At 70.3% G+C, this 9033-nt stretch carries 5 protein-coding genes and 1 pseudogene; 2 read left to right on the top strand and 4 right to left on the bottom strand.

From position 1 onward, the window contains the following. A pseudogene (locus JHC36_RS01780) lies at positions 1–316 on the bottom strand (alkaline phosphatase); the annotation flags it as partial. 146 nt (positions 317–462) lie between these two features. Next, positions 463–1686 (bottom strand): murein transglycosylase A, encoded by a 1224-nt coding sequence (gene mltA, locus JHC36_RS01785; RefSeq protein ID WP_287915102.1) that lies wholly within the window; start codon positions 1684–1686, stop codon positions 463–465. On the opposite strand from mltA, the gene JHC36_RS01790 reads away from it, so the two are divergent. Beyond that, positions 1619–1771 (top strand): hypothetical protein, encoded by a 153-nt coding sequence (locus JHC36_RS01790; protein WP_245968743.1) that lies wholly within the window; start codon positions 1619–1621, stop codon positions 1769–1771. The two genes, mltA and JHC36_RS01790, sit on opposite strands and share 68 nt — an antisense overlap. A 40-nt stretch (positions 1772–1811) precedes the next feature. Here JHC36_RS01790 and JHC36_RS01795 read toward each other — a convergent pair whose 3' ends face one another. Then, positions 1812–2681, bottom strand: a complete 870-nt coding sequence (locus tag JHC36_RS01795; RefSeq protein WP_287915097.1) for a carbon-nitrogen hydrolase family protein — start codon at positions 2679–2681, stop codon at positions 1812–1814. Continuing rightward, positions 2678–6862, bottom strand: a complete 4185-nt coding sequence (locus JHC36_RS01800) for a YhdP family protein (protein ID WP_287915098.1) — start codon at positions 6860–6862, stop codon at positions 2678–2680. The genes JHC36_RS01795 and JHC36_RS01800 overlap by 4 nt, the downstream gene beginning before the upstream one ends. Before the next feature lie 24 nt (positions 6863–6886). Here JHC36_RS01800 and glnE point away from each other — a divergent pair. Next, a partial coding sequence (gene glnE / locus JHC36_RS01805; RefSeq protein ID WP_287915100.1) for a bifunctional [glutamate--ammonia ligase]-adenylyl-L-tyrosine phosphorylase/[glutamate--ammonia-ligase] adenylyltransferase occupies positions 6887–9033 on the top strand: 2147 nt, incomplete at its 3' end.

Here is a 9033-nt window from a genome sequence, read left to right on the forward strand (position 1 = left end):
CCTCGCCGCCACCGAGGGCGGGCACCTTGTCGCCGGTCATGAACAGCTGGGTATAGCCGAGCTTGTAGGTGATGGTGCTGGCGTCGGAGTAGGACACGGCCAGCGAGGACCCAACCGTGGTGGTGGCCATGGCGGCCGCGTCGCTCAGGTTGGGAGGAGGCATGCTGGCGAAGCTTGCGCCGGTCACGGTGGCGTCGCTGCCGCCGCCGCAGGCGGACAGGGCAAACGAGGACGTCAGTGGAAGCAGGGGCACACCGGCAAGCATGCGCAGCATGCTGCGGCGAGTCGGCGTCTGGGCGAGTTGGGCAGTTGTCATGAAGGCTCCAAAAAGAATCAGCGACACAGTGGCCGGAAAGCTGGCGGCCGGCTTGACGACCGGCCCGCTCAGACCGCGCATGGTTAGAGCAGACGATGAAACCCTCGTGAACTCTCGATGAAACATTTGTGACTCCTCCGATCAGGTTACTGGCTGCGGGGCCACAGCACCCACAGCCGCAGCGGCTGCTTGAGCCGGCCGGCGAGTTCACCGGCTTCTGCGCCCCAGCCGGCGAAATAGTCCGCGCGCACCGCGCCGACGATGGCGCTGCCGGTGTCCTGCGCCAGCACCAGCCGCGCGAGCTGCGTCTGCGGACCGCTCGAGGCCAGCCACACCGGCGTGCCGTAGGGAATGCTCTGCGGATCCACCGCAATCGAGCGGCCCGGCGTGAGCGCCACGCCTTGTGCCCCGCGCGGGCCGAAGGCCGCATCGAAGTCATCGAGCGGTTCTTCGCGGAAGAACACCACGCGCGGATTGGCCCACAGCATCTCCTGGACCCGCTGCGGGTTGCGCGCGACCCAGGCCTTGATGCCGGGCCAGCTCGCATCGCGCAGCTCGCCGCGATCGAGCAGCCAGCGGCCCACGCTTTGGTAGGGCTGTCCATTGGTGCCGGCAAAGGCCAGCCGCACCAGCCGCACGCGGCCGTCGGGTTCGGTCACGCGCAGCCGGCCCGAGCCCTGGATGTGCAGCATCAACGCGTCCACCGGGTCGGCCAGCCAGAGCAGTTCCCGCCCGCGCAGGGCCGCGCGCGCTTCGGGCAAGACGTCCATTTGCTCGCGCGTGTACCAAGGCCGGCTAGGCACCAGGCCCGCGGGCGGCGCGTAGAGCGGCACCCGAAAACCCTCACGCGGCAGGCGCGAGGCTTCGAACACGGGCTCGTAGTAGCTGGTGAGCAGGCCCTCGGCGCGGCCGTCGGGGGTTTCGACGCGGTAAGGCTGCAGCCGCGCGCGCATCCACGCGCGTTGCTCCTCGGCACTGCCGATGGCGAGCTGGCGCACCTCCGGACAGAGGGCCGCGAGCGCCGCGCCAGGCCGCTCGCAGCTGCGCACCCAGGCGTTCCAAGCCTCGTGCAGCGCGTCGTCGTCGAAGCCCGGCAACTCGCTCCAGCGCGCGGGCACCCAACGGCTCTTGCCGCGCTCGATCACGGGCGGCAGCGGCCCGCCGTCGTCGGGCAGCACAGCGGCTGGGGCAGGCGCACCGCTCGGGGCTGGAGGCGGCGCGCTCGCGCAGCCGGCCAGCAGCGTTCCTACAATCGCGGCCATTGCCCCCACCCGAAGCCCACACTGAAGAAGCCCCGAACCCATGCTGCTGCTGATGCTCGAAGCGCTCGGTGCGCTGCTCCTCCTCGTCTTCATCGTCTGGTGGACGATGTTTTCCGGCCGCGACCGGGGCGAACCCGCCGCGCGCGATGCCGCATCGCCCCCGAGCGAGCGCCAGAACGAGAAAAATGAATGAATTCGCCCCAATCCCCGCGTGATTGGGTCATGTGTTGCTCTCATTTTTGCAACTCACCGGTCATCGGTTCCTGTGCACGGGCGACCCGCAAGACCGAGGCCGGCCGCCGATGCGCGAGCGCGTCGAGCCGCTGGCGCGTCGCGCGCAGCGCCGGCAGTTCGAGTTCGGCCAGCACCACGGCTTCCCCTTCGGCCGCATCAGCCAGCACCCGGCCCCAGGCATCGACCACCCGGCTGTGGCCCCAGGTGTGGCGCCCGTTCTCGTGCCGGCCGCCTTGCGCGGCGGCAACCAGGCCGCAGAGGTTCTCGACCGCACGAGTGCGCGTGAGCAGGTCCCAATGCGCCTGCCCGGTGAGGGCGGTGAAGGCGCTCGGCGCGGTCAGCAAGGTGCATCCGGCTTCGGCGTAGGCGCGGTAGAGCTCGGGGAAGCGCAGGTCATAGCAAATGCTCAGCCCCACGCGCCAGGTGTGCCCGTCGCGCGAAGGCAGATCGAAGCACACCGCCTGCGCGCCCGCGTCGAGCGTGGCGGCTTCGTCGTAGCGACGCTCGCCATCGTCGAAACGGAACAGATGCAGCTTGTCATAGCGCGCGCGCACGTGGCCGCCCGGGTCGAACACCAGCGAGCTGTTGGTCGCGCGCCCTGCCTGCGCGGTTTGTACCGGCAGTGAGCCGCCGACGATCCAGAGCCCCAGCGTGCGCGCCGAGCGCTGCAAAAAATCCTGCATCGGCCCGCAGCCCCAAGGCTCGGCCACACCGAGCTTGTGCGCGTCGTCGCCGATGAAGCCGAAATACTCCGGAAGCACGGCGAGCTCTGCGCCGGCGGCGGCAGCCGCTTCGAGCAGCGCCTGAGCGCGCGCCAGGTTGTCGGCCACGCGCGGACCCGAGACCATCTGAATGGCGGCGATTTTCATGGTTGACGCTCCATAGCGGCTGCGGAGCTCGGCGAGGAGGCGGCCGAGGCGGCCGGGGCCGCAGCAGAAGCCGGAGCCGCCGGCCGCGCAGCGCCGTTGACCCGTTGCACCTGGGGGTCGCTCCAGGAGCCCACGATGCGAAATTCCTGCGTATTGGCCTTGATGAGCGGCTGGCGCACGAAGAGCTGCGCGAGCACCGTGCCCAAACCGATTGCCGGGTTGATGGCTGCGGCCACGAGCGAGGCCGTGCCCGCGTTGATTTCGGGCACCACCACGACCCGCAAATCCTGGGTTTCATGCACGATGTCGGCCCAGCCGTCCATGAGCACGGCGGCGTTGACGCCCTTCATCTGCAGGTTGTTGGTGCGCGCCATGCCGCGCTCGACCAGCACATCCCCGCGCACGAAATCAAAGGCAAAGCCCTCGCTGAACACATCGCGGAAGTCGAGGGTCAGCCGCCGCGGCAGCGCCTGCAGGCTGAGCACACCGAGCAGCTTCGCCGCCCCCGGATCGGCCTTGAGGAACTGACCGTTCTCGATGTCGATGTGCAGCGCTCCATCGAGGCTCGGCGGGTGCGGCGCATACGGCGAACCGTTCCACGCCAGCTTGCCCTGCAGCTTGCCACTGCCGCGGCGCACCACATCGGGCATGCCAAAGCGCGTGAGCAGCGCGCCAGCATCGCGCACGTCGAGGTCGAGGTCGAGCTCGGTGCGCCGGGGGCTGCGATCCGCTCCCGCCTGCGCCGCAGCCGCCCAGTTGCCGGTGGCTTTGAGCGTCGCCTCGGGCACCGAGAGCTGTAGCCGGTTGAGCCGCCATTCGCGCGGCTGCTGCGCGGTACCGCCCCGGTTGACCGCCTCGATTTCGAGGTGCCCGAGCCGCCGCGGCCCGAACTCGAAGTCTTCGGCCACGATGTCGAGCGCGGGCAAGGTTTGCGCCGTCTGCGGCTCGAACATCAGGTTCTCGACCTGCTGCGCTTCCTCGCGGGGGATCGCCAGCCGGGCCAGGCGTGCGTGCAACCGCGCGCCCCCAATCGCGCTCGGCTCGCGGTATTCGAGGTAGCCATTGAACTGACGCGCGGCCACGTTGAGACGCCAAACCGGCCCCTCACGCCGGCCGCCGGCAACCACCTGGTCAAAACGCCGCCCCGCAACATTCAACTCGTCGGCCCGCAGCGCCATCGAGGTCGGCAAATAGTCCTGCCACGACGGCAAGGCGGCTGCGACCCCGGTCGCCTCACCCGCTCTGGCCGACCCCGCACCGCTCGCCGCGCCCGTCCAGAGCGCCTCCCACGCACCCACATCGAGCCGCGCGAGGGCGATGTTGGCGAGCACGCCCGACTCAGGCAAAGGCGCGCTCTCCCCCGGCCGCAAACCCACCGCGATGCGGCCGCGCAGCACGCGCGGCGAGGCCGCCTCGAGCGTGCGCAGATACGTCACCGCAACCCGGTCCCCGAGCTCGAACTGCAGCCGCTGCACGGGGGGCTGCGCCGCCGCATCTTCGAGCACGTTCTCGAGCCGCAGCGGCAGCGCCAGCGCGGCGGGTTTGCCCAAGGGCTCGGGACCGTCGATCGCCAGGCCCTCGAGCGTGCTGTTCACGCGCCACTGCGGCACCGCCACCGCCGTGCCACCGACATCGACGCTGGCGGTGTAAGCCGCCGTCCCGCGCAGGCGGCGCAACACGGGTTGCAATTCGGCCAACTCACGGGCGCGCTGCAATCCGTCGGCGCTCAACACGCCTTGCACGCGCAGCGCCAAGGGCCCGATGCCACCTCCGGGGCGCGGCCGTGCACCGCCCTCGATGCGGGCGTCTCCACCGTAGATCCGGCCTTGAACGCCCGAGAGCGTGACGCTGCTCTCGGTAAACGCCACCCGTCCGCGCAGACGCTCGAGCAGCGGCACTTCGGGCGCCCAACGTAAGTCATTGCCGTCGAGCGCGAAGCTGCCCTGCACCCGGGTCTCCTGCGCCTGGTGGATCGGCACCTTGAGCTGAATCTGCCCCCGCAGGTTTCCCTTGATCTCGGTGCCCGCGAAGAGTTCATGCGTCACCCGGTGCAGGGCACTTTGGCGAACGAGGTCGACCATGGCGCCACCCGGCCCCTGGATCGCAAACGAAACCTCGACCGTCGGGTCGTGGCTGAAGTCGGGCAAGCGTGCCTGCAAATCCCCAAGCTCCAGCCCGGGTGCGCCCTGTACGCCCGAGCGCGCCGAGGTCAGCCGCATGCCGTTGCGCTCGAAGGTCAAATCGCCCGAGAGCTTCTCGAGCACGGGCCAGGGCGCGAGGCCGTTCGCCGCCGCCGGGCCGCCCTCGGGCGCCGGAACGAACGCAAAGGTGGCGTCGCGCAGCTTGCCTGAGAAGCGGAACTCGCCGCTCTTACCGTCGGCATAGGGCAGGCGCCGCAAATCACCGCGCACGCGCACCGAGACATCGCGCAACTCGGCCTGACGGATCGCATCGCGCACGTAATGCCGCACCTGCTGCGGCAAATGCAGCGGCAGATATCGATACACCCGCGCGCCGTTGGCACGCGCCACCGTGCCGCTCAAGTCCAGCGTTCCAGGCCCGTGCGCGCCCCCCGACGGCGCCGCCCAACTGCCGCCCACGCGCCCTTCCAGGTCCGCGTTGGCCCAATCGATGTCGAAGCGCGGCACCTCCAGCGTCGAGCCCTTGAGCGTCCAACGGGCACGCGCGTCGATGCGGTCCAAGCCCAGCTCGGGCTCTTCGAACACGCGCGGCAGCGTCAGCGTCGCGGTCGTGTCGCTGTGTACGCGCACCGAGCCGCCGCGCGCATTCGCGTCCAGCTCCAGATCCAGCCCTGAGAAGCACAGCGCCGCGACGGGAGCTCCAGACTCCGACGCCGTGTGCGCAGACGTTTCCCCGGCGCCGACCGGGCGGTTGCATGCGAGGCCCAGGCCACGCCCCCGCAGCGACACGTCATACCGGCTCGGCTCGGCCAAGCTGCCCTCCCAGCGCGCCTGCACGCGCTCGATGAAGCCGCGCGGGGCATAGATCTCAAGCGCGGCGCGCGCGTCGGCGTCGAGCGGCAGGCTGTCGGCGATTCGGGCCAGTGCTTCGAGGTCGATGCGCTCGCCGCGCACTTCGCCCACGGCAGGCAGGCGTCCCTCGGCCGCCGTGTGCATGGCGTAGAGGTCGCCGCCCGGCCAGCGGCGCCCGTCGCCCGCCTCGAATTGCAGGCCCTTCGTGTACACCTCGAAGCCGCCGGCGAGGCGTCGGGCGCCGACCCGACCCGACAAGGCGTCGAGCTCGAGCGGTCGCAGTTCGGGCTGCAGCGTCAGCGACACGCGCTCGAGCGCCAAGTCGGCCGTGGCGCCCACCGCGTCGCCGTGTGTCACGTCGATCCAGACCCGGGCCGAACCTTCGCCGCTCTTCCAGTGTCCGGCCCCCAGGCTCGCCAACAGCGCCTGCGCCGGCTCGAGCCGCAAGTGCCCAAAATCGCCATAGATCTGGCCGGACCAGCCCTGCAGACGCCCCGCATGGCGATCGAGCAGTCCGCGGCGGAACTGGCCGCGCAGCGACCAGCGGCTGCCCCAGCCTTCGGGCGGCGTCGCATCGAGCCGCAGCGCGTGGCTGCGCGGCCCGTTGCGCATGAGGAAATCGACCGCGCTCAGCGTCAGCGGCTCCGCACCCAGGCGTTCGTCCGCGTAGTGCAGCGTCGCGCCGCGAATCACGAACTCGGGCAGCGAGAAAAACCAATCCGCCGCCGCGTCACTCCCCCCGCCGGCGTTGAGCATCCAGTCTCCGATGCGCCAGCGGCCATCGGGCGTGCGCCGCACGGTGAGCTCGGGGCCGTCGAGCACCAGCTGATCGAAATGCCCGCGCAGGAGGCCTTGCGGCGTCAGCGTCGCCAGCACCCGCGCCAAGCGCAAGGCCGGCTCGCCCTGCGCGTCGAGCAGCGCCACATCGTCGATCGTGAAGGAGGGCACCCACGCGCCGCGCTGCGCCTCGATGCGCCCGATGCGCACCGTGACCCCGAGCGTGCGACTGGCATAGCGTTCGAGCTGCGGACGCCAATCGTCGATTCTCGGCACAATCCACCCCTGCAGCGCGGCCCAGACGACGGCCAAAGCCACAACGCCAGCCCCGAGCGTCCACACGACGACCTGAAGCGCCCGACGAACCAGGCGCATCAGGGTGGGGGAAGTCGGGGGGGCGGTCTCGTTCATCGGCGGTGCAGTCCTCGACCAATTATGACCAGCCCCATCGACCGCAGTTCCCCATGCACGGAGCCCGTGACCGCACTCGCTCCCCCTTGGGCGCCCTATTCGCGCTTTTACCAACGCATCGCGCGGCGCTACGCCGATGAGCGCAGCCTTCTGCCCGAGGGCGCGCCCGACCGTGCGGCCCTGGATGCAGCCTACGCGGCTCTGAGCCAGCGGGGCCTCGCGCTCGATGCCGCGCTGCGCGTCGTGCGCCAGCTGGTGTTGCAGCGCCTGATCGAACTCGACTGCGACGCGCAGGCGCCGCTCGAGGCCGTCACCTCGACGATGACGACCCTCGCCGAGTGGGCACTCGACCTCGCCTGCCAAAAGGCAATGGAGGAACTCGACGCCCGGCATGGCGCGCCGCGCAAGCCCGACGGCACGCGCAGCCGCGTCTGGATCATCGGCATGGGCAAGCTCGGCGCGCGCGAGCTCAACGTGTCGAGCGACATCGACCTGATCTACGTGTATGAAAGCGACGGCGAAACCGAGGGCCTGCCCGACGGTCGGGGGCGCATCTCCAACCAGGAATATTTCGCCCGGCTCGTGCGCCGTGTGCAATCGCTGATTGGCGACAACACCGAGCACGGCTTCGTCTTCCGCGTCGATTTGGCGCTGCGACCCAATGGAAACTCGGGGCCGGTCGCGCTGTCGCTCGATGCGCTCGAAGAGTATTTCTTCGTTCAAGGCCGCGAGTGGGAGCGTTTCGCCTGGCTCAAGAGCCGCGCGGTCGCCCCGAGCGATGCGCTCGGCCCGCCAGCGCTCGCCCTGCGCTCGCTGGTCCAGCCCTTCGTGTTCCGGCGCTACCTCGACTACGCGGTGTTCGAAAGCCTGCGCGCGCTGCACCGCCAAATTCGCGAGCACGCCGCCCGCCGCAGCGCCGGGCGGCCCGGCCGCGCCAACGACGTCAAGCTCTCGCGCGGAGGCATCCGGGAAATCGAGTTCATCGTGCAGTTGTTGCAGGTCGTGCGGGGCGGTCAATTCCCCGAGCTGCGCACCCGGCCGACCCTCGCTGCGCTCAAGCGGCTGGCGCGCGCCGGCCTCATGCCCGCCGAAACCGCCGAGGGGCTGGCCCAGGCCTACCGCTTCCTGCGGCGGGTCGAACACCGCATCCAGTACCTCGACGACCAGCAAACCCATGTGCTGCCCAGCGATGACGCCGACCTCGGGTGGATCGCGCGCACCCTGGGCTACGACGGACTCTGCCCGTTCCTCGCCGAGCTCGACCGCCACCGCGAGTTCGTCTCCGCCGAATTCGACCGCCTGCTCGGCGGCGGCGCCAGCCCCTGCCCCGGCTGCAACGGGCGCAACTCGGCCCAAGAGCCCGCCGCACCGGCGGCCGATTGGGACGCGCTGCTGCCGCAACTCAGTCCCGGCCTGCGCGAGCGCGTCACCCCGTGGCGCGACCAGCCCCGTGTGCAGGCCCTGCGTGACGAAGCCCAACGCCGGCTGATCCGGCTGCTGCAGCGCACCCAACAATGGCTCGACGAGGGGCGCATCCGCGAAGAAGGTGCATTGCGCCTGGTCGACTGGATGGAAACCCTGCTGCGCCGCGAGAGCTACCTCGCGCTGCTGATCGAGCGGCCTTCCGTCCACGAGCGGCTGCTGCGCCTGCTCGGTGCAGCGCGCTGGCCTGCGCGCTACCTCATGCAACACCCGGGCGTGATCGACGAGCTGGCCAGCGACGCCTTGTTCGAGGAACGCTTCGACCCCGTCGCGTTCGAGCGCGACCTCGAGACCCGCGCCCAGGCGCTCGCGCGAACCGGTGAAGACGACGAAGAGGCCCTGCTCGATGCGCTGCGCCGCGCCCACCATGCCGAGGTGTTCCGCACGCTCGCGCGCGACCTCGAAGGCGTCATCACGGTCGAGCAGGTCGCCGACGACCTCAGCGCGCTGGCCGACTCGGTGCTCGCCCTCACCGCGCGCTGGTGCTGGCAGCGCCTGCGGCAGCGCCATCGGGACGCGCCGCAGTTCGCCATCATTGGCTACGGCAAGCTCGGCGGAAAAGCACTGGGCTACGGGAGCGACCTCGACATCGTTTTCGTCTACGAGGACGAAGAGCCGCGTGCCGGCGAAATTTACGCCGCCTTCGTTCGGCGCCTGATCACCTGGCTCACGCTCAAGACGGGCGAAGG

The organism is Tibeticola sp. (assembly GCF_022759015.1).
Lineage (GTDB): Bacteria > Pseudomonadota > Gammaproteobacteria > Burkholderiales > Burkholderiaceae_C > Tibeticola > Tibeticola sediminis.

Excerpts from the sequence above, each read along its gene's own strand:
- JHC36_RS01790 (WP_245968743.1), top strand. The coding sequence starts at position 1,619 with ATGCTGCTGCTGATGCTCGAAGCGCTCGGTGCGCTGCTCCTCCTCGTC.
- JHC36_RS01795 (WP_287915097.1), bottom strand. The coding sequence starts at position 2,681 with ATGAAAATCGCCGCCATTCAGATGGTCTCGGGTCCGCGCGTGGCCGAC.
- JHC36_RS01800 (WP_287915098.1), bottom strand. The coding sequence starts at position 6,862 with ATGAACGAGACCGCCCCCCCGACTTCCCCCACCCTGATGCGCCTGGTT.